The following is a 19515-nucleotide window of genomic DNA, read 5'->3' as shown; positions in this document are numbered from 1 at the left end:
CCCGGCGGGGGAGCGGCCGCATGATCGTCTTCCTGATCTACGCAATCGTCTTCGTCGTGTCCTTCGTGCTGGTGAAGTTCATCGTGCGCAAGACGACGACCGACTACACCTCGCTCAAGACGGTGACCTTCGGGGACGAAAGCGCCGTGGTCCCGAACCGCATCGCCAGCGTGATCTCGATCCTCGTGATCTTCCTTCTTTGGGCAGCCTTCACCGGGTCGAAGCTGGTGCCGGGTTTCATGCACGCTCCGGGGCCGTTCATCGGCGACGCCACGTTCACCTACACAGCGACGGCAGAAGGGGTCGAACCCGACGACGCCACCGTGACCGTCCGGGTGTTCGAGGTCGGCACCGAAGCCGAAGCGCCGGAGGTCGACCCCGGCGAAGGTTGGGCGAAGAACGACAGCGACATCGTGGGGGCCTGGCGCTCCGGCCTGATCCGCGTCGACCGCAACGACGAGTTGGACCGCGACGCAGGCCACACCGTGATCGCGGTAAACGGCGAACCCATCGAGCCGGGCGGCTCCGTCATGACGGAATTCGGCAGGGTCGGCATGTCGCCCAAGGGCACGCTGAACTTCGAACCGGCGAAGGGCTTGCAGATGGAGCCGATCTGGCTTCCGCCGCCAGAGGCCGTCGTGGCCCGCCTGGGTGAGATCGCCTCCGACGGGTACCGCGACTCGACCCTGTGGGAGCACTTGGGCTACTCGCTCTTCCGCGTGATCCTCGGCTTCCTCTTCGGGGCGCTGGTCGGCATCCCCTTGGGCTACGCCATGGGCCTGTCGGACTGGTTCCGCGGCTGGTTCGACCCGATCGTGGAGTTCATGCGCCCCGTGCCGCCGCTGGCCCTGATCCCGCTGGTCATCATCTGGGCGGGCATCGGCGAGGTGGGAAAGATCATTCTCTTGTTCCTGGCGGCGCTCTGGATCATGGCCATCGCCGCGCGGGCGGGGGTGTCCGGCGTGGCGATCTCCAAGGTGCATGCGGCCTATTCGCTGGGCGCGTCCAAGTGGCAGATCATGCGGCACGTCATCGTCCCGAACTCCTTGCCCGAGATCTTCACCGGCGCGCGGGTGGCGATGGGGGTCTGCTGGGGCACCGTCGTCGCGGCGGAGCTTGTCGCGGCCGAGAAGGGCGCCGGGATGATGATCATGGTCGCCTCGAAGTTCCAGCTGACCGACATCGTGCTCATGGGGATCATCCTGATCGGCATCATCGGCTTCGGCATCGACATCCTGATGCGATGGGCCGAGAGGGTGCTGGTCCCCTGGAAGGGCCGGGTCTGAGCATCCGTTCGCAAGACAGGTTCAGCGCGTCAAAGGGCTGTCGGTTCGACCGACGGTCCTTTCTTGTTGCATGAAGCGATTTTCAACAGTCCGTGCGCGCAGGCTGTTTCGGATGCGCACGATTTGCTCTGGGGCGTCAGCCATCCCGCAATCCGAAGATCAGTTGCTTTCTGGCGCGTCCGTGGCGGTGTCGGCTTCCGGCTCTGCTGGTGCCTCCGTCGCCGGCGTGTCTGCCTCCGAGCTCATGCCGTCCAGCGTCGTCATGAGGCGCATCACCTGCGCGTCGAGCCACACGCGGCCCTTGTCCACCGCCGTCACGTAGGCCTCCAGCGCGGGCGCGACCTGCGGCACCGACATGGAGATCTTGGTGGCGTTGGCGTAGGTGCCGATGGCAAGCGCTGCCAGAACGATCACCAGCAGGAAACCCTTTCCGAAACCGCCCGACTTCTGCTCGACCGCAGAGGAACGACGTTCGGCGGAGTCGATGACGCGCGGTTCCGAGGTAGAGCGCAGCGTCTGGTTGATTTCGTCCACGTTCGGCAGCAGATCGCGCCGCGAACTGGCAGCCGCTGCCGCGGCCGCCTCTGCCGTGGCGCGGCCTTCGTCCCGGTCGTACGGTGCGCTTTCGGGAACAACGGGCGGGGCAGGGCGCCTGGCGGTTTTCGGGGCCGCGCCTTCGTCACCGCGAATGCGGGCCATGCGTTCACGCGCCTGCCGCGACCGGCGCGCGCGCTCGTCCTCGTCCGGTTCCTCAAGGCCGAGGTCCGGCTGCGTCTCCAGCGACTCCGCCGCGCGCCTGCGCGACTCGTAATCCCGTTCCTCGCGGAAGATCTCCGCCACTTCCGGGTCCAGACCGCGCGGTTTTGCCTCCTCGGCGGGTAGGACCGGTTCGGGCTCCGCCTCGGCGTCATCCTCTTCGAAGTCGTCATGGGCGTGAGGCTCGGCGGCTCTCCGCGAGAGGTCGGGGCGTTCTGCCGGTGGGATGGAGGACGCCACCTCTGCCGGTTCGTCCTCCGGCGTCCATTCGGCGTCGGGCACCGGCTGGTTCAGATCCTCGGCCAGATCGGCGTCCATGTCGGGATGACGCTGGAACCAGGTGTGACCGCAGTTGGAACACTGAACATCGCGACCGCTTTCAGGGATGACCTCTGCAGGGACATCGTATTGCGCTCCGCAATTCGGGCAAATCAGCCGCATGCTGCTCCGTTCCTGTCTCTCATCGCCCCTTCGCGGGCGTTGCATTAACCATAGGTGCGATGACACAAGGGGAAAAGTCCATTTCTGGCCAATGAGCCGCGTTGCACAAGCGGGCGTGCACTGGCACAACAGGGGCAACAAGAGGGTGAGGGCAGACGACCCGTGATCGAGCTGGAAAACGCGGCCTATTCCTATAGCGGGGAGGCACTGCTTACCGACATTTCGCTGAAGCTGGCGCCGGGGACCTTCCACTTCCTCACCGGCCCGTCCGGCGCTGGCAAGACGACCTTCCTGAAACTGTGTTACGGCGCGCTGAAGCCGACGGCGGGCACGATCCATATCTTCGGCGAAGACGTGACCCAGCTGGACCGCAACGCCATCGCCTACATGCGCCGCCGCATCGGCGTGGTCCACCAGGACTGCCAGTTCCTCGACCACCTGCCGGTGGCGGAAAACGTCGCCCTGCCGCTGACCGTTTCGGGCCAGGCGGATCCGAGCCAGGCGGACAACCTCCATGAGCTCATGAGCTGGGTGGGCCTGACCGGCAAGTTCGACGCCCTCCCGCCGGAACTGTCGGGCGGGGAGCGACAGCGCGCGGCCCTGGCGCGTGCGCTGATCCTCAGCCCGGACGTGATCCTTGCGGACGAACCCACCGGCAACGTCGACTGGGAAATGTCGCAAAGGCTGCTGCGCCTGCTGATCGAGCTGAACAAGATGGGTAAGACGGTGATGATCGCCACCCACGACCTCGCGCTGATCCGTGCCGCGAAGGCGCATGTGCAGGCCCGCGTCCTGCGCATCCAGAACCGGTCCTTGCAGACCGCGGGGGCGGACCTGTGATCGCGCGGCTCGCCAGCATCCGCGGCCTGATGAAGGGCGATCGCGGGGCAGATCGCGTCGTGCCGCCTTCGGGCTTCACCGTGCGCCTGACTCTGCTGACCTCCGTCGCCATGGCCTTCCTGACGATCTTTGCGCTGGCCTTGTCGCTGGCCGCCGGACGGCTTGCGACAAGCTGGGGGGACGAACTGGCGCGCGCTTCGACGGTGCGCATCTCCGCCCCTGAAGGGCAGATGGCCGAACAGGTGGCGGCGGTGCTGACGGTGCTGGAACAGACGCCGGGCGTCGCTTCTGCCCGCGCTTTGACGGCGGACGAACAGCGCGCATTGCTTGAACCGTGGTTCGGCCCCGCGCTCCCCGTGGAACAGCTTCCTGTGCCGCAGCTTGTCGAGGTCCTGGAGACCGGTGACGGCTACGATTCCGACGGGCTGCGCCTGAGGCTGCAGGCCGAGGCACCCGGCGCGGTGCTGGACGAACACAGCCGCTGGCGCAAGCCGCTGGTGGCGGCGGCCTCGCGGCTGCGGCTGCTGGGCTGGACCTCGATCCTGCTGATTGGCGCGGCGACCGGCGCCATGGTGACTCTGGCGGCCCATGCGGCGCTGGCCGCCAACGCACAGGTCATCGCCGTCCTGCGGCTGGTCGGTGCCACCGACCACTACATCGCTCAGGCTTTCGTCCGGCGGTTCACCCTGCGCACGCTGACCGGCGCCGCGGCAGGGACGGTGCTGGGGATGCTGGCGCTTGTGCTGATGCCTGCCGCCGGGGACGTGGAGGGGTTGCTGACCAGTCTCCGCTTCGAGGGGTTCCAATGGCTCTGGCCGCTTTTCGTGCCGCCGCTGGCCGCCGCCGTAGCCTATATCGCGACCGATCTGGCGGCGCGCCGCGTACTGGGGGAACTGGCGTGATCCAGTGGGTGCGTTCGGCGATCTTCGTCTTCCAATTGTACTTTGCGATGCTGGTCCTCGGCATCGTCTTCCTGCCGTGGGCGCTGTTCTCCAGCCGCGGCGCGCGGATGGCCTGCAAGTCCTTCTGCGTCTGGACCCGCTTCACCGCGCGCTGGATGGTCGGCCTCAGGACCGAAGTCCGTGGTCCGGTGCCGCAGGGCGAGGTCCTGATCGCGGCCAAGCACCAGTCCTTCCTCGACATCATCCTGATCTTCGGCGCCGTACCGGCGGGCAAGTTCATCATGAAGCACGAGCTGCTCTATACGCCGGTCATCGGGCAATACGCCCGCCGCATCGGCTGTGTGCCGGTGGCGCGGGGCAAGCGGGGCGCTGCCATTGCGCGGATGCTGTCGGACGTGAAGAAGGGGGCCGCGGAACCCGGCCAGCTCATCATCTATCCGCAGGGTACCCGCGTCGCCCCCGGCGTGAAGCAGGGTTACAAGGTCGGCGCGGCGCTGCTTTACGAACAGACCGGCCAGCCCTGCGTCCCAGCGGCGACCAACGTGGGTCTGTTCTGGCCGCGCAAGGGGATCCTGCGCAAGCCCGGCCTCGCGGTCGTAGAATTCCTGCCGGCCATCGAACCGGGCCTCGGCCGCGAAACCCTTCTGATCAGGCTCGAGACGGAGATCGAAGCGGCCTCGAATGCCCTGATGCGAGAGGCCGGTTTCGAACCCGAGGAGTAAGACCATGAACCGCATAGCGAGCATCCCGGATCTCGAGGCGCTTTATCCCGAAGCGGTCCCCGCTGCCCTGGTCAAGGTCTCGCCGGTGCTGACGCCGCTTTACTGTTGCTGGGTGGAGGCAGCGCGGTTCTGCATCCTCTCCACCGTCGGGCCTGAGGGTGTCCACGGCTCGCCACGCGGCGACGATGGCCCGGTGATCCGGGTGGACGGGCCTGACCGCCTGCTGTTGCCGGACTGGCGTGGCAACAACCGGCTCGACTGCCTGCGCGACATTGTATCGGACGGGCGCTGCGCGCTGCTCTTCATGATCCCGGGCACCCACACGACCGTGCGCGTCAACGGACGGGCGTTCCTGACCGACGACCCGGACCTGCGGCAAAGCTTTGCCAAGGGGGAGCGGCTGCCCGCAACGGTGATCGTGATCGAGATATCTGAGGTCTACACGCAATGTGCAAAGGCGCTGATGCGGTCGGGCCTCTGGCCGCGTGACGCAACGCTCGACCTGCCGAGTGTGGGCGAGATCCTGGCCGACATGTCGCAGGGCGCGCAGGGCGGCGCGGAATACGACCGCAACTACCCGGAATACGCCAAGACCCGTCTTTGGTAATTCCGCGCAGGGTTGGTTGGGACAGGCGGCCAGCCCCGACCAGGCCCGGCAGTGTGCTGATCGTCGCCCGACCGCTACGAAGCCGGACACTGGTCCCGTACCGATTGTCCGGACTGATCCGCGCTCGACGCAGGTCTTCGGCCCGGAATATCAAAAAGGGCGCGGTTCGGACCGCGCCCTTTCTTGTTCTGTCACCGTGCCCCGCCGAGGACGGCGGCGCGGGTATCAGTCAGGCGTGGATCGGGCCGTCGCCGCAGGCCAAGGCCGCCTCGCGCACCGCTTCGGAGAAGGTCGGGTGCGCGTGGCACGTCAGGGCGATGTCCTCGGCGGAGGCGCCGAATTCCATGCCGACACAGATCTCGTGGATCAGGTCGCCCGCCGCGGGGCCGATGATGTGGCAGCCGAGGATGCGGTCGGTTTCCTTGTCGACCAGCATCTTCACAAAGCCCTCGCCCTGGAACACGGCCTTCGCGCGGCCGTTGCCCATGAAGGAGAACTTGCCGACCTTGTAGGCCTTGCCCGCCTCTTTCAGTTGCGCCTCCGTCGCGCCGACCATGGCGACCTCCGGTGCGGTGTAGATCACCGAGGGGATCACGCCGTAGTTCACGTGGCCATGCTTGCCTGCAATCACTTCGGCGCAGGCCATGCCTTCGTCCTCGGCCTTGTGGGCGAGCATCGGGCCCTCGATCACGTCACCGATGGCATAGATGCCGTCCACCGACGTCTTCCAGTGGTCGTTGACGGCGATCTGGCCTCGCTTGGTCATCTCGATCCCCAGCGCGTCCAGCCCCAGCCCTTCGGTGAAGGGTTTCCGGCCAGTCGCGACCAGCACCACGTCGGCATCGACGGAATGTTCGCTGTCGTCCTTGCGCAGCTTGTAGGTGACCTTGGCCTTCGACTTCGTGGCCTCCACCTTCGACACCGCTGCGCCCATGGTGAACTCAAGCCCCTGCTTGGAGAGGATCTTCTGGAACTGTTTCTGGACCTCGGCATCCATGCCCGGGGTGATGTGGTCGAGGAACTCGATGACCTGCACCTCTGCACCCAGACGCTTGTAGACGGAGCCCATCTCGAGCCCGATCACGCCCGCGCCGATGACGACCATCTTCTTCGGCACCTTCGGCAGGGCCAGCGCGCCAGTCGAATCCACGACCACACCGCCCTCGTTGTCCACGGTCACGTCCGCACCCGGAACGCTCGCCACTTCGGAGCCCGACGCGATGATGATGTTCTTGGCATCATAGGTCTCGTCGCCGACCTTCACCTTGCCCTTTTCGGGGATGGAGGCCCAGCCCTTCAGCCAGTCGATCTTGTTCTTCTTGAACAGGAACTCGATGCCCTTGGTGTTCTGGCCGATGACGTCGTCCTTGTAGGCCAGCATCTGCTTCCAGTCGACGGACGGCGATTTGCCCTTCAGGCCCATCTTGGCAAAGTTGTGCTCTGCCTCGTGCAACTGGTGCGAGGCATGCAGCAGGGCCTTCGACGGGATGCAGCCCACGTTCAGGCAGGTGCCGCCCAGAGTCTCGCGGCCTTCCACGCAGGCGGTCTTGAGGCCAAGCTGTGCGCAGCGGATCGCGGCAACGTAGCCGCCGGGACCGGCGCCGATGACGATGACGTCGTATTGGGACATGTCGTTTTCCTTCTGTCTGAGGGGGAGGAGGCGATGCCCCCGCTCCGGCGGAGCCCCCCGGGAGTTGTTCAGCCCGAAACCGGGCCGGGTGTGCGGGGCCGATCGGTCACAGGAGGCACCAGATCAGCATGAAAACGGTGGCAAGAAACCCCGCGAACCAGATTAGAGAGCGCCAGGGCGTCCAGCCAAACAGGTACGCGGGCACGTACAGGATGCGTGCCGCGAGGTACACGAGCGCCGCAGCCGCCGTGAAGGCGTCGCCGATGTCGGAGTAGGTAACCACCATGACGGCGATGGAGAAGAGGATCAGCCCTTCGAAGTGGTTGTTGAGGGCGCGCTGCGCGCGGCCCGCCAGTCCGGTCAGCTGACGCGGCACATCCCGCGGCGAGGCGGCGTAACGCGTGCCGACCTGCATCTGCGCCGCCACGGAGAAGATCGCGAACTGCACGGCCTGAAGGAGCGCGGCGAGCGTCAGTATGGTGAGTTCCGGGGTCATACGAAGGCCGCCACGATCAGGACCAGCGTAGACAGCAATCCCGCCATGAAGAGGTAGGACCGCCACGGCACCCAGCCGAGCGCATAGGCCGGAAGGTAAAGCGCGCGCGCGGCGACGAAGATCCACGCGAAAAGCGCCGTGACCCAGCTGTTCGAGCCGGTGAACTGCACGAGCACCACCGCGATCACGAAGGGGCCGATGTTTTCCGTGTGGTTGCCAAGGGCGCGCTTCAGCCGCTCCGTCCGGACGGAGAGGTCCATGGACCCGTCGCGCGGAGAGAGGTTGCCCTCCCGGCCGACATCCTCTTCGAAGGATTTCTGCGACCACATGACGGCGGCCAGATGCACCAGCACGGTCGCCGCGAGAGCTGCGAGTTCGGGGGTCATGTCGTGTTTCCTTTCGCTTTGCCTGTGGGCTTTGCGAGGCTCGTCACGGGGCCGCAGGAAGCGGGCGCCGCGACAGGGATTGTGGTGCCGGAAAGGGTCATGCCGGGCGCATCTCCTTCGTCCAGGCGGCGCGGTTGTCTGCCGTCAGGACCGCGGCCCGCTGTGCGGTGAAGGCGTCGGCGCAGGTCTTTTCCAGCCGGGCGAAGGCGGCATCCCGGCGCCACTCCGCCAGCCGTGCCCGGACGCCGGGCAGATGTTGCAGCATCTCCGGCGCGTCGGCGTCGTTGCGGTTGGCCTGCCTGTGCCAATGCGAATTCAGGTGGTATTTCGTGTCGCCCCGCTTGCCTTGCCCGTCGCCGCGGTCGTTCTTCAGCAGGAACACATCCTCTGAGCGCACCGCGTAGTGATACACTTGGGCAGAGGCCGCGCGCGCCGCAACCTCATGCGGACGGAAGCGGGCCGACTTCTTCTGGTAGAGCGAGGCACTGGACAGCGGCGCGCCGTCCGGCGTCATCACCACCGGGTCGGCCACCTGCGGGTCCAGTGGGTTGTGGTCGGTGGCGCGGGCAAAGCTGGCCACGCGGAACAGGCACTTGAACTTGGTGACACCCGGTTCGGGCGCGGCCTCTGCCCGGGTGTTCCGCTCCAGCACGAGGTCGCCCGGTATCCATTCCGTCACGCCGCTGTCGCCGAAGGTGCGCCATGGCAGGGGTACTACGTCCGCGCCTTCGGTGCGTGCCATCAGGTCGGCAAGATCTCCGTCGGCGAGGTGCAGGAACTCGTCCGCGTCGATGTGCAGGATGTGGGTGATGCCCTCCTCCCGCGCCCAGGCGAGAACCTGATCCATCGCGGCGTCCTGCGGCGGGCGGCCCGCCGGATCGTGGTCGATGTGGTCCACGATGCCCCGCGCGGCCAGGTGCGACAGCAGCGCATCGGTGCCGTCGGTGCAGTCGTTGGTCGCTACCACGATCCGGTCGAAACCGAGGCCCGCATGGTACGCCAGCCATTCCGGAACGAAGATGCCTTCGTTCCTCATGCAGGACACAAGCGCGATGCGGGCCGGGGTCGTCACGTCAAACGGTCTCCAGCATGTGCGAGGCGGAGGGCGGATGGCCGAGTCCGGTCTCTTTCGAGAGCCACGATTTTGCCTTGTCGGTGTCGTTGACGGAGAACAGCGCCCAATGCGCGCCCGTGCCCTCGCGCCACATCTGCAGCAGCGTCAGGCCCGCCTGTCCGCGCGCCTCCGCGTCCGCGTCGAAGGCGGACGGATCGAAGCTGTCGAACCTGAGAAGAAGTTGGTGTGTCATGCGGCCTCCAGTGCCTTGGCGATCCGCCGGGCGCGGTCGTCGAAGGTGAGGCCGCGTGCCGAGGGATGTATGGTTTCGATATGGTCGATACCGAACCAACGTAGGACGGAGGCCGCGTCCGTCCCGAGCGCGATGGGCCGGCGACCCAGAAGTTCGTACTGGCCCACCGCCTCGAACGACGCGCGCCTGTCCTTCGCCGGGATGACCGAAGACCGCTTTGCAGTCAGCAGGGCGAAGACGGGCGTGATGTAGATGTCAGCGCGCGCAAGGCCCACGAGGGCCAGAACCCTGTCTATGACGCGGTTGTAGGGGTTGCCGGGCAGGTAGCCGCCCTCTTGCAACAGCGCCCGATGCGCCCGGGCGGAGGGCGCATCCAGCCAGTCCTTGGAGATCAGCATGGGGCCGGTGAGGTTGCCGCTGGTCATCTGGATCGGCGACACGTAGTCGCCGTCGAAACCCTCCTCCGCAAGGGTTCTGTACCCCGGCAGGGAAAACGCGCGGCGGCGGCGGATGGCATCGGTGAAAGCTGACGTCATTGCGCCGCCTCGTAGTCGGCCAACAAGCCCTGCAACCGGGCCGTCTCCTCCGCCGTCAGGATCTTCTGGTCCGTCAGGTTCGCCAAGTCGGCCAGCTTGTACCATTCGTCGCGTGTGGCGACCCGTCCGCGCGTCAGCACCTTTTCTGCCGTGCGTTGGACCATGCCGCCCGCCTCGAAAAACCCAAAGCACGCCTCGGCGCGAAATTGGTCGAGAAAGGCCCGCACCTCCGCGGCACCCTCGGCGCTCCCGCGCATGATGTCCGAAAGCTCGTTGCCGGTCACGTCATACCACATCCGCAGTTCGTCGAGGACGAAGCGTAACCTCGACCTGTCCGGCGCATCCCCCAGAACGTCGGTAAAGACATGGCCGGGTTCGACAATGGTGGTCATGGCCGGGTCAGTTCCGAAAGCCAGCCGATGCAGGGCGATCCGCCACGCGCGGTAGACATCGACACCATGCGCAAGACGCGCAATGTCGGCGTGCATGTCTTCGGCTGTTCCCGGCGTTGCCATGGACCCGTCTCGCACCGTTCAGTGTTGGCAGGCGCACCCGTGTGCGCCCGCCGCAGGGTGGGTTTTCAACCCACCATCACAGGTCCATCAGCAGACGGCGCGGGTCTTCCAGCGCTTCTTTCACGCGGACGAGGAAGGTCACCGCGCCTTTGCCGTCGACGATGCGGTGATCGTAGGACAGGGCAAGGTACATCATCGGGCGGATCTTGATCTCGCCGTTGATGACCATCGGGCGGTCCTGGATCTTGTGCATGCCGAGGATGCCGGACTGCGGGGGGTTCAGGATCGGCGAGGACATGAGCGAGCCGTAGACGCCGCCGTTCGAGATGGTGAACGTGCCGCCCTGCATCTCTGCCATGGACAGCTTGCCGTCGCGGGCGCGCTTGCCCTTCTCGTTGATCGCCTTCTCGATTTCCGCGAACGACATGCTGTCGGCATCGCGGATGACCGGAACCACCAGACCCTGCGGCGTGCCCGCCGCGATGCCCATGTGCACGAAGTTCTTGTAGACGATGTCGGTGCCGTCGATCTCGGCGTTGACCTCGGGAACCTCCTTCAGCGCGTGGCAGCAGGCCTTCGTGAAGAAGGACATGAAGCCCAGACGGACGCCGTGCTTCTTCTCGAACAGGTCCTTGTACTCCGACCGCAGCGCCATGACCTCGGTCATGTCCACCTCGTTGTAGGTGGTCAGGATCGCGGCGGTGTTCTGCGCGTCCTTCAGGCGGCGGGCGATGGTCTGACGCAGGCGGGTCATCTTCACCCGCTCCTCGCGCGCCTCGTCCTCGGCCGCGACAGGGGCGCGCGGCGCAGAGGCCGGAGTGGAGGCTGCCGGGGAGGCGTTCGCAGCGGCCACGGCGGCGGCCACATCGGCCTTCGTCGCGCGGCCGTCCTTGCCGGTGCCCTTCACCTGATCGCGGGAGACGTTCGCCTCGGCCATGGCCTTTTCGGCTGCCGGGCCATCCTTGATGTCCTTGCCCGGACCGCCGTTGCCGGCGGGCGGGGTGGAGTATTGCGTGTCCTTCGGCTCGGCCTCTGCCTTCGGCGCGGCGGAGACACCCTCGCCGGAAGCGATCACCGCCAGCTTGGCGTTGGCTTCGACCGTGTCGCCTTCCTGGGCGACGATTTCCGTCAGCGTGCCGGAGGCCGGTGCGGGTACTTCGACTGACACCTTGTCGGTTTCCAGTTCGCACAGCATCTCGTCCTGCGTGACACTGTCGCCAACCTTCTTGAACCAGGTGGAGACGGTCGCCTCGGTCACGGATTCGCCGAGCGTCGGCACCATCACGTCCACGCTGTCGCCGCCGCCGGAGGCGCTGCCGCTGCTGGTCTCCGCCTCTTTCGCGCGCGGCTTGGTCTCCTCGGGGCCGGCGTTGCCGGACTCCGCGATGTTGGCAAGCAGCGCGTCGACGCCAACGGTGTCGCCTTCCTTCGCCACGATGTCCGAGAGGGTGCCGGCGGCGGGCGATGGCACCTCCACCGTCACCTTGTCGGTTTCCAGCTCGCACAGCATCTCGTCCACGGCAACGCTGTCGCCCGGCTTCTTGAACCAGGTGGCCACGGTGGCCTCGGTCACCGATTCCCCAAGGGTGGGGACGCGTACTTCGGTCATGTCTTCACTTCCTTTTTCAATACCCTTGCGCCTCGCGGCCGTGGGTTCATTCGATCGTCAGCGCTTCGTCGACAAGCGCGGCTTGCTGTGCCTTGTGGGTGGAGGCCAGGCCCGTTGCGGGCGAGGCCGAGGTGGCGCGGCCCACGTAGCGCGGGCGCGGATGCTCTGCCTTGATGCGGCCGAGGACCCATTCGATGTTCGGCTCGATGAAGGACCAGGCGCCCTGGTTCTTGGGCTCTTCCTGGCACCAGATCATCTCTGCCTGCTTGAAGCGTTCCAGCTCCTTGACGAGGCTGATCGCCGGGAACGGATAGAACTGTTCGACCCGCAGCAGGTAGACGTCGTCCAGACCGCGCGCGTCGCGTTCTTCCAGCAGGTCATAGTAGACCTTGCCCGAACACATGACGACGCGCTTGATCTTGTCGTCCGAAACCAGCTTGGTTTCAGAATGCCCGGTTTCCGCATCGTCCCAGAGGACGCGGTGGAAGGACGAGCCGGTGGTGAACATCTCCATCTCCGAGACGCAGAGCCTGTGGCGCAGAAGCGACTTCGGCGTCATCAGCATCAGCGGCTTGCGGTACGACCGATGCAACTGGCGGCGCAGGATGTGGAAATAGTTCGCTGGCGTCGAGCAGTTGGCCACGATCCAGTTGTCCTGGCCGCAGAGCTGCAGGAAGCGTTCCAGACGGGCGGAGGAGTGCTCCGGCCCCTGGCCTTCGAAGCCGTGCGGCATCAGGCAGACGAGACCCGACATCCGCAGCCACTTCGATTCACCGCTCGAGATGAACTGGTCGAACATGATCTGCGCGCCGTTGGCGAAGTCGCCGAACTGCGCTTCCCACAGCGTCAGGGCGTTCGGTTCGGCCATCGAGTAGCCGTATTCGAAGCCCAGCACCGCGTATTCGGACAGCGCGGAGTCGATCACCTCGAACCGGGCCTGTCCTTCGCGGATGTTGTTCAGCGGGTAGTACCGTTCTTCGTTCTCCTGGTTGACGAAGGCGGAATGGCGCTGGCTGAACGTTCCGCGGGTGGAGTCCTGACCAGAGAGGCGCACCGGATACCCTTCAAGCTGGAGCGAGCCGAAGGCCAGTGCCTCAGCCGTCGCCCAGTCGAAACCCTTGCCGGTCTCGAACATCTGCGCCCGTGCCTCGATCAGTCGGCCCACGGTCTTGTGGATCGGGAAGCCGTCCGCAACGGTGGTCAGCGCAGAGCCGATCTCCTTGAAGGTCTCCTGCTTGATTGCCGTCTTGCCGCGTTGGTACTTGCCCTCTTTCTGCTTGTCGAGGTGGGACCATCGGCCGTCCAGCCAGTCGGCCTTGTTCGGCTTGTAGACCTTGCCGGCCTCGAACTCCTCGTTCAGCTTGGCCTGGAAGGCGGCCTTCATGTCCTCGATCTCGCCCTCGGGGATCAGGCCGTCCTTGACCAGCCGCTCGGTGTAGAGCGTCAGTGTGGTCTTCTGCTTCTTGATCTTGTTGTACATCACCGGGTTGGTGAACATGGGCTCGTCGCCCTCGTTGTGACCGAACCGGCGGTAGCAGAACATGTCGATGACCACGTCCTTGCCGAACTTCTGGCGGAACTCGGTCGCGACCTTGGCGGCGTGGACCACGGCCTCCGGGTCATCGCCGTTGACGTGGAAGATCGGTGCCTCGACCACCAGCGCGTTGTCCGTGGGGTACGGCGACGAACGCGAGAAGTGCGGTGCCGTGGTAAAGCCGATCTGGTTGTTGACGATGATGTGCATCGTGCCGCCGGTGCGGTGGCCGCGCAGACCCGAGAGCGCGAAACATTCGGCAACGACGCCCTGGCCGGCAAAGGCCGCGTCGCCGTGCAGAAGGATCGGCATGACCTGCGTGCGGTTCACGTCGCCGAACTGGTCCTGCTTGGCGCGGACCTTGCCCAGAACCACCGGGTTCACCGCCTCGAGGTGAGAAGGGTTGGCGGTCAGCGACAGGTGCACGGTGTTGCCGTCGAACTCCCGGTCGGAGGAGGCGCCGAGGTGGTATTTCACGTCGCCCGAACCGTCCACGTCCTCCGGCTTGAAGCTGCCGCCCTGGAACTCGTTGAAGATCGCCTTGTAAGGCTTGTTCATCACGTTCGCGAGTACCGACAGACGGCCGCGGTGCGGCATGCCGATGACGATTTCCTTCAGCCCGAGGTTGCCGCCGCGCTTGATGATCTGTTCCATCGCGGGGATCAGGGATTCACCACCGTCGAGGCCGAACCGCTTCGTGCCCATGTACTTGACGTGCAGGAACTTTTCGAAGCCCTCGGCCTCCACCATCTTGTTCAGGATCGCCTTGCGGCCTTCACGGGTGAAGTGGATTTCCTTGCCGTAACCCTCGATCCGCTCCTTCAGCCAGGAAGACTGCTCCGGGTCGGAAATGTGCATGTACTGCAGCGCGAAGGTGCCGCAGTAGGTGCGCTTCACGATCGACACGATTTCGCGCAGGGAGGCGATCTGCAGCCCCAGCACGTTGTCGATGAAGATCGGGCGGTCCATGTCGCTTTCGGTAAAGCCGTAGGACTTCGGATCGAGCTCCGGGTGGTTCGAGGTGTCGCGCAGGCCCAGCGGGTCGAGGTCGGCTGCCAGGTGGCCGCGGATGCGGTAGGCGCGGATCAGCATGAGCGCGCGGATCGAGTCCAGAACGGCGCGCTGGATCGCCTCGTTGGAGACGGAGACGCCCTGTTCATCTGCCTTCGCGGCGATCTTCTTTGCGGCGCCCTTCGCCTCTGCCGGAGCGGCGGGCATCGGCCATTCGCCGGTCAGCGCCGCCGTCAGGTCGTCCGCCGGGGCGGGCGGCCAGTCGGCGCGCGCCCAGGACGGTCCTTCCGCTTCGCGCCGGACCGAGGTTTCGTCGTCACCCAACTGTTTGAAGAACGCCGCCCAGGCATCGTCCACCGCGCTCGGATCGGCGGCGTAGCGGGCGTACATCTGCTCCAGATATTCCGCGTTGTGCCCCTGCATGAAGCTGGAAGCGTGGAAAAGATCGTTCGGGCTTTGGTCGGTCATTGGGGCACCTCTTGTGGGTTGGGACCGTATTCGTTGGGACCGGGTTTCAGCGAGGGTGGCAAGGCCCCCGACGGGATTGTGACTGAAAGAGAGGGTTGTCGCATCGTCATTCCCCTCCCTTGGTAAGGGTCGTCCGGTAGGTCAGCACGGCGTGCGTGACCGACTGGTCGGCGGGCGAGAGCCGCAGGGTCAGGCTGCGCAGGGCGTCGCGGGACTCGCCGTCCGGAGCGGTCACCGTGTCCGTTGCCTGCCAGTGGCGCGTCACGGCGTTCTCGTAGACCGGCATCACCTCGAAGCGCAGCGCAAGCCCGTCGATCAGGTCCTCGGTCGGCCCCTGCAGGACAAGCGTGCACGACAGCATCGCCTCGCCCTCCGCCTGCTCGGCATACAGCGCCGAGGTGAGCGCGCCGACGGTGGTGTGCCGCATGATCCGGGCCTGCGGCGCCGCGGGATCGGTGGCGAGGATGGCGTGCTGCCAGCGCAGCCGGTGACCGGCCAGAACGGCCTTGGGATCGGCATCGCCGTGCTGGTTGGTGAGGAAGTCGATCCGGGTCGCAAAGTCCGCCAGAAGCTCCACGAGGGCCTCGGCCTCTTCATCCTGTGCCTCCCGCCAGTCGCCGCCGAAATCGACCTGCGACAGGGGCGTGGCGACCGGCGAAGCGCAGGTCGCGTTCTGGAACTGGATCAGTGTCGCGGCGGTGTCATCTTCCTGCGCGGACAGGGAAACCGGGCCCCAGCACAGGGCTGCGGTCAGGACCGCCTTGGAGAGGAAGCTGCGGGTCATGCAAACACCTCCCGCCCTTGCCGGGCAGTGGCGTCGTCCCCGAAGAGCCCGTCATGGCAGGCCTGCACCTCCGCCCATTTGCCGGTCACGTAACCTTGCGGATCTTCGGCCAGCGCGGCGTCCTTCGCGTCTTCCTCCTCGATCATGATCGGGCGGAAGGCGTGGCGTTCAGGATCGTCTCGGCGGACAAGCCCGCCCTGGAAGCGCTGCAAATCGTTGAACACCATGTCGAACTCCTCCCGGAAGTCGCGTTCCGGCGGGGTGCCTTCCTCGTCGAGGGAAAACAGCGCCTGATGCAGGGCGACCGATTTCGCGACACAGCGCAGCCGGGCCTGCATCTCTTCGGAAACGGGGCCGCGTGGCATAAGTTCGTCCCAGAGCATGAAGGCACCGACCACGCCGACGAACGTCACGATGATGCGCAGTCCGGTCCTTTTCTTCGGCTTGTCGGGCGAGGTCATCGCGCGGCTCCCCGAAGGCTATGGGTTGATGACAGGATGTCCTGCGAGGCGGCCAGTTGACGGCGCGCGCGGACAAGCGGAACCGGCTGCCCCGGCAGCGGGGCGAGGGGCGATGTCATGAATGCGCAAAGGCCGCACGCTGTCGGTGCGGTCCGTCCGGAACATGCTCCTTGATGTGCCATTCGATCCATCGCTCCCGCCTTTCCTCGGGGCTCGTTCTTGAGGTGCAGCCCGGGCGATCTGTGGCGTCGCCCGCGGCCAGTCTTACGGTCGGGAAGTGAAGAGCGCGGAAACGGTCGCATTCATCCTCCCCGAACGGCGTTGGCCGGGTGTCCCTGCCGGGGCACCCGATCCGCTCAGCCGTTCTTGATCGCCTCGAGCACGGCCTCGCCCAGAGTGGCGGGGCTGTCTGCGACGATGATGCCCGCGGACTTCATCGCTTCGATCTTGTCGTCGGCACCGCCCTTGCCGCCGGCGACGATAGCGCCGGCGTGACCCATGCGGCGTCCCGGAGGAGCGGTGCGGCCCGCGATGAAACCGGCGGTCGGCTTCCAGCGGCCCTTCTTCTTTTCGGAGGCGAGGAACGCGGCCGCGTCCTCTTCGGCAGAGCCGCCGATCTCACCGATCATGATGATCGCCTCGGTCTCGTCGTCCGCCAGGAACCACTCCAGCACGTCGATGTGCTCCGTGCCCTTGATCGGGTCGCCGCCGATGCCGACGCAGGTCGACTGGCCGAGGCCCACGTCGGTGGTCTGCTTCACGGCCTCGTAGGTCAGCGTGCCCGAGCGGGACACGACGCCCACCTTGCCGCGCTTGTGGATATGGCCCGGCATGATGCCGATCTTGCAGGCGTCGGGGGTGATGACGCCCGGGCAGTTCGGGCCGATCAGCTTCGACTTGGAGTTCTCCAGTGCGCGCTTGACCTTCATCATGTCCAGCACCGGGATGCCCTCGGTGATGCAGACGATCAGTTCCATCTCCGCGTCGATCGCTTCAAGGATCGAGTCCGCGGCGAACGGCGGCGGCACGTAGATCACCGATGCGTTCGCCTCGGTCTTTGCCTTCGCTTCGTGCACGCTGTCGAAGACCGGCAGGTCGAGGTGGGTCTGACCGCCTTTGCCGGGCGTCACGCCGCCGACCATCTTCGTGCCGTAGGCGATGGCTTGTTCCGAGTGGAAGGTGCCCTGCGAGCCGGTGAAGCCCTGGCAGATGACTTTGGTGTTTTCGTCGATGAGAACGGCCATGATGTACGCTTTCTTCGTGGAGTGAATTACGGGGTTTGGGGGGGCCGGGCAGCCTTGCCACGGACCGGACATGCAAACGGGACCGCGCAGGCCGATGCCCGCGGGTCCCGTCTCGGGATGATGATTGCGCTGGCCGGTGCCCCGGGCGCGCGGAAGTCTACCGCCGCTCGCGACCGGAGGCTTCGTCCAGCAGACGTGTCAGAAGCAGCGCGGCCCCGCCCAGCACCAGCGAACGGCCGATCTGGTCGGTGACATTGGTGGGCGCGAAGGCCTTCACCGTGTCGCGTGCCTTGCGCGCGTTGATATGCCGGCGCTTGGCAGTCTTCCCGTCCCTGAACGGCGTCGGGTTGGGCACATGGCCGATGCGCGGCTTGACCTTCAGCAGCACGGCCCCGAGCCCAATCAGAGCCCCGCCGAACAGCAGCGGGGTCCAGCGGTCCGTGTTCTTCGCGGCAGGCGTGGTGATGCGCTTCAGCGCCGCGCGACCGGGCAGGTCGCCATGACGTAAGATCTTGTTCATCCGAGTTCCCTCCATTGAAGGGACAACCCGCCAAGCCCGTTCCGAGTTCCGCGGCGGAAGCAACGGCACCGGGACCGCCGCAACGGTCGCGGCGTCTTGCAGCGGACATGTGGAAGGGGAGGGTCATGTATCGTCCCGGTTCAAGGAGGGGAGAGGGCCGGCGTCCCCTGGACGGGGCGCCGGCGGTCAGGTCAGCCCTTGACGGCCTTCACGATTTTCTCGGCGCCGTCCTTCAGGTCGTCGGCGGCGATCACGTTCAGGCCGGAGGTCGCGATGATCTCCTTGCCCTTCTCTACGTTCGTGCCTTCGAGACGGACGACCAGCGGGACCTGCAGGCCGACTTCCTTCACCGCGGCGATGACGCCCTCGGCGATGATGTCGCAGCGCATGATGCCGCCGAAGATGTTGACGAGGATGCCCTTCACGTTCGGATCGGAGGTGATGATCTTGAACGCCTCGGTCACCTTCTCCTTGGTCGCGCCGCCGCCCACGTCGAGGAAGTTGGCAGGCTCCGCACCGTAGAGCTTGATGATGTCCATGGTCGCCATGGCGAGGCCCGCGCCGTTCACCATGCAGCCGATCTCGCCGTCGAGGGCGATGTAGTTCAGGTCGTACTTGGAGGCCTGGAGTTCCTTCGAATCTTCCTCGGTCTCGTCACGCAGCTCGGCCACTTCGGGCTGGCGGTACATGGCGTTGCCGTCGAAGCCCAGCTTGGCGTCCAGCACTTTCAGCGTGCCGTCCTTCAGGACGATCAGCGGGTTGATCTCCAGCATCTCCATGTCCTTCTCGACGAAGGCCTTGTAGAGGATGCCCATCAGCTTCACGCAATGCTTCTGACCGGCCTTGTCCAGACCCAGCGCAAACGCGATGCGGCGGCCGTGGAACGGCTGGTAGCCGGTGGCCGGATCGACGGAGAACGACAGGATCTTTTCCGGGGTGCTTGCGGCCACTTCCTCGATGTCCATCCCGCCCTCGGTGGAGCAGACGAAGGAGATACGCGAGGTCTGGCGATCCACGAGCAGGGCGAGGTAGAGTTCGCGCTCGATGTCGGAGCCGTCCTCGATGTAGATGCGGTTCACCTGCTTGCCGGCGGGGCCGGTCTGGTGGGTGACGAGCGTCTTGCCCAGCATCTTCTTGGCTTCTTCCGCCGCTTCTTCCACGCTCTTGGCGAGGCGCACACCGCCCTTTTCGCCCGCGTCGGCCTCCTTGAAGGAGCCCTTGCCGCGGCCGCCGGCGTGGATCTGCGCCTTGACCACCCAGAGCGGGCCATCCAGTGCACCTGCCGCGGTCTTCGCCTCTTCGGCCCTCAGGACGATGCGGCCGTCCGATACCGGAGCACCGTAGCTGCGCAGAAGTGCCTTGGCCTGATATTCGTGGATATTCATGGGTCCGTGATCCCCGTGCTTGCTGCGATTTGCTTCGGGTATAGGCACGCATTGCGGGTGGGGTTAAACAAAAAA

20 protein-coding genes are annotated in these 19515 nt (G+C 65.9%); 5 read left to right on the top strand and 15 right to left on the bottom strand.

Annotated elements, in window-relative coordinates:
- The first annotated feature begins 20 nt into the window (after window positions 1-20).
- Window positions 21-1286: an ABC transporter permease subunit gene (locus tag CDO87_RS04510; RefSeq protein WP_100927665.1), complete on the top strand. Its 1266-nt coding sequence runs from the start codon at window positions 21-23 to the stop codon at window positions 1284-1286.
- Between the two features lie 159 nt (window positions 1287-1445).
- Here the strand turns inward: CDO87_RS04510 and CDO87_RS04505 are convergent, their stop codons facing one another.
- Window positions 1446-2483: a zinc-ribbon domain-containing protein gene (locus CDO87_RS04505; RefSeq protein ID WP_100927664.1), complete on the bottom strand. Its 1038-nt coding sequence runs from the start codon at window positions 2481-2483 to the stop codon at window positions 1446-1448.
- A 162-nt stretch (window positions 2484-2645) separates the two neighbouring features.
- On the opposite strand from CDO87_RS04505, the gene CDO87_RS04500 reads away from it, so the two are divergent.
- The 4 genes from CDO87_RS04500 to CDO87_RS04485 are packed head-to-tail and all read left to right on the top strand — an operon-like array spanning window position 2646 to window position 5554.
- A complete protein-coding gene (locus CDO87_RS04500; RefSeq protein ID WP_100927663.1) occupies window positions 2646-3323 on the top strand; it encodes a cell division ATP-binding protein FtsE in 678 nt (225 codons plus the stop codon).
- Window positions 3324-3352: 29 nt separating this feature from the next.
- Window positions 3353-4225 carry an FtsX-like permease family protein gene (locus tag CDO87_RS04495; RefSeq protein WP_198521877.1) on the top strand — a complete coding sequence of 291 codons (873 nt, stop codon included), beginning with the start codon at window positions 3353-3355 and terminating at the stop codon, window positions 4223-4225.
- A gap of 47 nt (window positions 4226-4272) precedes the next feature.
- Window positions 4273-4947 (top strand): 1-acyl-sn-glycerol-3-phosphate acyltransferase, encoded by a 675-nt coding sequence (locus CDO87_RS04490; protein WP_100930833.1) that lies wholly within the window; start codon window positions 4273-4275, stop codon window positions 4945-4947.
- Window positions 4948-4951: 4 nt separating this feature from the next.
- Window positions 4952-5554, top strand: a complete 603-nt coding sequence (locus CDO87_RS04485) for a pyridoxamine 5'-phosphate oxidase family protein (RefSeq protein WP_100927661.1) — start codon at window positions 4952-4954, stop codon at window positions 5552-5554.
- A gap of 229 nt (window positions 5555-5783) precedes the next feature.
- Here CDO87_RS04485 and lpdA read toward each other — a convergent pair whose 3' ends face one another.
- From lpdA to sucC, 14 genes are all read right to left on the bottom strand, one after another.
- Entirely contained in the window at window positions 5784-7184 is a 1401-nt protein-coding gene (lpdA, locus tag CDO87_RS04480; protein WP_100927660.1) for a dihydrolipoyl dehydrogenase, read from the bottom strand.
- A gap of 106 nt (window positions 7185-7290) precedes the next feature.
- Window positions 7291-7680: an MAPEG family protein gene (locus CDO87_RS04475; protein WP_100927659.1), complete on the bottom strand. Its 390-nt coding sequence runs from the start codon at window positions 7678-7680 to the stop codon at window positions 7291-7293.
- The gene (locus CDO87_RS04470; protein WP_100927658.1) at window positions 7677-8066 is read right to left on the bottom strand and encodes an MAPEG family protein; all 390 of its coding nucleotides are present in this window, start codon (window positions 8064-8066) and stop codon (window positions 7677-7679) included. The genes CDO87_RS04475 and CDO87_RS04470 overlap by 4 nt, the downstream gene beginning before the upstream one ends.
- Window positions 8067-8163: 97 nt before the next feature.
- Window positions 8164-9138, bottom strand: coding sequence for a glycosyltransferase family 2 protein (locus CDO87_RS04465; protein ID WP_100927657.1), 975 nt, complete (start codon window positions 9136-9138; stop codon window positions 8164-8166).
- Between the two features lies 1 nt (window position 9139).
- The gene (locus CDO87_RS04460) at window positions 9140-9373 is read right to left on the bottom strand and encodes a hypothetical protein (protein ID WP_100927656.1); all 234 of its coding nucleotides are present in this window, start codon (window positions 9371-9373) and stop codon (window positions 9140-9142) included.
- Window positions 9370-9909, bottom strand: coding sequence for a hypothetical protein (locus tag CDO87_RS04455; RefSeq protein WP_100927655.1), 540 nt, complete (start codon window positions 9907-9909; stop codon window positions 9370-9372). The genes CDO87_RS04460 and CDO87_RS04455 overlap by 4 nt, the downstream gene beginning before the upstream one ends.
- A complete protein-coding gene (locus CDO87_RS04450; RefSeq protein ID WP_100927654.1) occupies window positions 9906-10424 on the bottom strand; it encodes a hypothetical protein in 519 nt (172 codons plus the stop codon). Before CDO87_RS04450 ends, CDO87_RS04455 begins: the two co-directional genes overlap by 4 nt.
- Window positions 10425-10500: 76 nt before the next feature.
- Complete coding sequence (gene odhB, locus CDO87_RS04445; RefSeq protein WP_100927653.1) at window positions 10501-12033, bottom strand: 2-oxoglutarate dehydrogenase complex dihydrolipoyllysine-residue succinyltransferase; 1533 nt, start codon at window positions 12031-12033, stop codon at window positions 10501-10503.
- 46 nt (window positions 12034-12079) lie between these two features.
- Entirely contained in the window at window positions 12080-15046 is a 2967-nt protein-coding gene (locus CDO87_RS04440) for a 2-oxoglutarate dehydrogenase E1 component (RefSeq protein ID WP_100927652.1), read from the bottom strand.
- Between the two features lie 106 nt (window positions 15047-15152).
- Window positions 15153-15830, bottom strand: a complete 678-nt coding sequence (locus tag CDO87_RS04435; RefSeq protein WP_100927651.1) for a hypothetical protein — start codon at window positions 15828-15830, stop codon at window positions 15153-15155.
- Complete coding sequence (locus CDO87_RS04430; protein ID WP_100927650.1) at window positions 15827-16291, bottom strand: hypothetical protein; 465 nt, start codon at window positions 16289-16291, stop codon at window positions 15827-15829. The genes CDO87_RS04435 and CDO87_RS04430 overlap by 4 nt, the downstream gene beginning before the upstream one ends.
- Before the next feature lie 356 nt (window positions 16292-16647).
- Window positions 16648-17535 (bottom strand): succinate--CoA ligase subunit alpha, encoded by an 888-nt coding sequence (gene sucD / locus CDO87_RS04425; RefSeq protein WP_100927649.1) that lies wholly within the window; start codon window positions 17533-17535, stop codon window positions 16648-16650.
- Between the two features lie 157 nt (window positions 17536-17692).
- A complete protein-coding gene (locus CDO87_RS04420) occupies window positions 17693-18055 on the bottom strand; it encodes a hypothetical protein (RefSeq protein ID WP_100927648.1) in 363 nt (120 codons plus the stop codon).
- Between the two features lie 191 nt (window positions 18056-18246).
- Window positions 18247-19440, bottom strand: coding sequence for an ADP-forming succinate--CoA ligase subunit beta (gene sucC, locus CDO87_RS04415; protein WP_100927647.1), 1194 nt, complete (start codon window positions 19438-19440; stop codon window positions 18247-18249).
- Window positions 19441-19515 lie beyond the last annotated feature (75 nt).

It is taken from the genome of Sagittula sp. P11 (assembly GCF_002814095.1).
In the GTDB taxonomy this organism is placed as follows: Bacteria; Pseudomonadota; Alphaproteobacteria; order Rhodobacterales; family Rhodobacteraceae; genus Sagittula.
Note: the sequence above shows the minus strand (reverse complement) of the source record. Positions and strands in the feature narration are given on the sequence as shown.

Excerpts from the sequence above, each read along its gene's own strand:
- lpdA (WP_100927660.1), bottom strand. The coding sequence starts at position 7,184 with ATGTCCCAATACGACGTCATCGTCATCGGCGCCGGTCCCGGCGGCTAC.
- CDO87_RS04450 (WP_100927654.1), bottom strand. The coding sequence starts at position 10,424 with ATGGCAACGCCGGGAACAGCCGAAGACATGCACGCCGACATTGCGCGT.
- odhB (WP_100927653.1), bottom strand. The coding sequence starts at position 12,033 with ATGACCGAAGTACGCGTCCCCACCCTTGGGGAATCGGTGACCGAGGCC.
- CDO87_RS04495 (WP_198521877.1), top strand. The coding sequence starts at position 3,353 with ATGAAGGGCGATCGCGGGGCAGATCGCGTCGTGCCGCCTTCGGGCTTC.
- CDO87_RS04420 (WP_100927648.1), bottom strand. The coding sequence starts at position 18,055 with ATGAACAAGATCTTACGTCATGGCGACCTGCCCGGTCGCGCGGCGCTG.
- sucD (WP_100927649.1), bottom strand. The coding sequence starts at position 17,535 with ATGGCCGTTCTCATCGACGAAAACACCAAAGTCATCTGCCAGGGCTTC.
- CDO87_RS04505 (WP_100927664.1), bottom strand. The coding sequence starts at position 2,483 with ATGCGGCTGATTTGCCCGAATTGCGGAGCGCAATACGATGTCCCTGCA.
- CDO87_RS04470 (WP_100927658.1), bottom strand. The coding sequence starts at position 8,066 with ATGACCCCCGAACTCGCAGCTCTCGCGGCGACCGTGCTGGTGCATCTG.
- CDO87_RS04435 (WP_100927651.1), bottom strand. The coding sequence starts at position 15,830 with ATGACCCGCAGCTTCCTCTCCAAGGCGGTCCTGACCGCAGCCCTGTGC.
- CDO87_RS04485 (WP_100927661.1), top strand. The coding sequence starts at position 4,952 with ATGAACCGCATAGCGAGCATCCCGGATCTCGAGGCGCTTTATCCCGAA.
- CDO87_RS04475 (WP_100927659.1), bottom strand. The coding sequence starts at position 7,680 with ATGACCCCGGAACTCACCATACTGACGCTCGCCGCGCTCCTTCAGGCC.
- sucC (WP_100927647.1), bottom strand. The coding sequence starts at position 19,440 with ATGAATATCCACGAATATCAGGCCAAGGCACTTCTGCGCAGCTACGGT.
- CDO87_RS04490 (WP_100930833.1), top strand. The coding sequence starts at position 4,273 with ATGCTGGTCCTCGGCATCGTCTTCCTGCCGTGGGCGCTGTTCTCCAGC.
- CDO87_RS04455 (WP_100927655.1), bottom strand. The coding sequence starts at position 9,909 with ATGACGTCAGCTTTCACCGATGCCATCCGCCGCCGCCGCGCGTTTTCC.
- CDO87_RS04440 (WP_100927652.1), bottom strand. The coding sequence starts at position 15,046 with ATGACCGACCAAAGCCCGAACGATCTTTTCCACGCTTCCAGCTTCATG.
- CDO87_RS04430 (WP_100927650.1), bottom strand. The coding sequence starts at position 16,291 with ATGACCTCGCCCGACAAGCCGAAGAAAAGGACCGGACTGCGCATCATC.
- CDO87_RS04460 (WP_100927656.1), bottom strand. The coding sequence starts at position 9,373 with ATGACACACCAACTTCTTCTCAGGTTCGACAGCTTCGATCCGTCCGCC.
- CDO87_RS04510 (WP_100927665.1), top strand. The coding sequence starts at position 21 with ATGATCGTCTTCCTGATCTACGCAATCGTCTTCGTCGTGTCCTTCGTG.